This window comes from Mycobacterium sp. NGS17, assembly GCF_059813205.1.
On record NZ_JCALED010000025.1, the window covers coordinates 1 to 1,439 of the forward strand.

Here is a 1,439-nt window from a genome sequence, read left to right on the forward strand (position 1 = left end):
CTTGGATTCAAGCGGTGGCTGCAGTGAATGTGGACGGATTTGAGAGTAATCGGTCGAGTTCTTCGGCGGGGGTGCGCCAACCCAGGCGTTTGCGGGGCCGGGCGTTGAGTTCGGCGGCGACCTGGTCGAGCCATCCTGGGCCGTAGAACCACAGGTCGGTGCCTTTGGGGAAGTATTGGCGCAGCAGGCCGTTGGTGTTTTCGTTGGTGCCACGCTGCCAGGGGCTGTGCGGATCGCAGAAGTAAATCGGCAGTCCGGTGGCCTCGGTGATTTTGGTGTGCAGCGCCATCTCGCTGCCTTGGTCCCAGGTCAGTGAGCGACACAGGATCTCGGGGATCTCGGGGATCTTGGCCGATATCGCAGCTGCGAGGGTGGCCGCGGTGCGGTCGCCGGGCAGATGCAGCAACACCACGAACCCGGTGGTGCGCTCCACGAGGGTGCCGATCGCCGAGCCTGAAGCGGTGCTGCCCAAGATCAGATCGCCTTCCCAGTGCCCGGGAATCGCGCGGTCCTCAGCTTCAGCGGGTCGCTCACTGATGTTGATCATGTCTTTGAACTTGCCGCGGGCCTCGGTGCGGCCCTGCGGTTTTCGTTGTGTGCGGCCGGTGCGCAGCGCGGTCTTGACCAGCTTGGCCAACTCCCCGCGAGGTTGGACATAGATGGCTTGGTAGATCGTCTCGTGCGACACCCACATCTCCGGATCATTGGGGAAATCCTCACGCAGCCGACCCGCAATTTGCTCGGGACTATGCCGCTTCTTCAAGCGTGCCACCACCTCGGCCAACAATGCGGGCCTGGCCTGGAGGTGACGCAATTTGGGCCGTGCGCGGTTGGCTTCGGTTACGTCTTGACCGACTCGGGCCCGATACCCCGACGGGGTCTGCCCACGGCTGATCTCCCGATTAATCGTGTCGCAATGTCTGCCCAAGACCGTCGCAGCTTTCTGCGGTGAGCAGCCGTCTTCGAGTAATTGCTCCAATCGATAGCGCTCGATGAAGCTCAACAGCGCTCGTGTTGGCCGAGCCGCATCGACTGACGTGACCGGCGGATCGGCCGGCGCTGGTGTTCTGGGCACAAAGCCAGCCTGAGTCACCCAGGCTCGGGCGCGGTTGCGTGACACACCGACGGACATAGCGGCCTGTTCGGGGGCCGCTCCTGTCCGCACTGCCGTCCAGAACGCCTCACGAACCTCGGCTGAATACCGATGGCCGTAGTGGCTCGTGGTCACGGCGATGCCTGCAGCTTTGGCCCACTTGTTGCCCGTCGTAGCAGCAACCCCGACCATCGTGGCCGCGACTGAAAACGAAACCCCCGACCTCACCGCCTCAAGGAAAGCCGCATGCGCAGACTCCGGAACTTCTTTGCTGCCCCGCCCCTTAAACGCCATCGAAACAACACCCCCAACCAATCAGGTGTTGCAGCGACCGCTTGAGCCCGCC

Annotated in this window: 1 protein-coding gene; it reads right to left on the reverse strand. The window is 63.2% G+C overall.

Annotated features, from left to right (window positions below; translation table 11 throughout):
• Nucleotides 1–7 precede the first annotated feature (7 nt).
• Complete coding sequence (locus AC5Y7E_RS24180) at nucleotides 8–1,387, reverse strand: IS30 family transposase (protein WP_499950938.1); 1,380 nt, start codon at nucleotides 1,385–1,387, stop codon at nucleotides 8–10.
• Between the last annotated feature and the right edge of the window lie 52 nt (nucleotides 1,388–1,439).

Bases quoted from the DNA above. Each gene is read 5' to 3' on its own strand.
- AC5Y7E_RS24180 (WP_499950938.1), bottom strand. From the start codon at position 1,387: ATGGCGTTTAAGGGGCGGGGCAGCAAAGAAGTTCCGGAGTCTGCGCAT.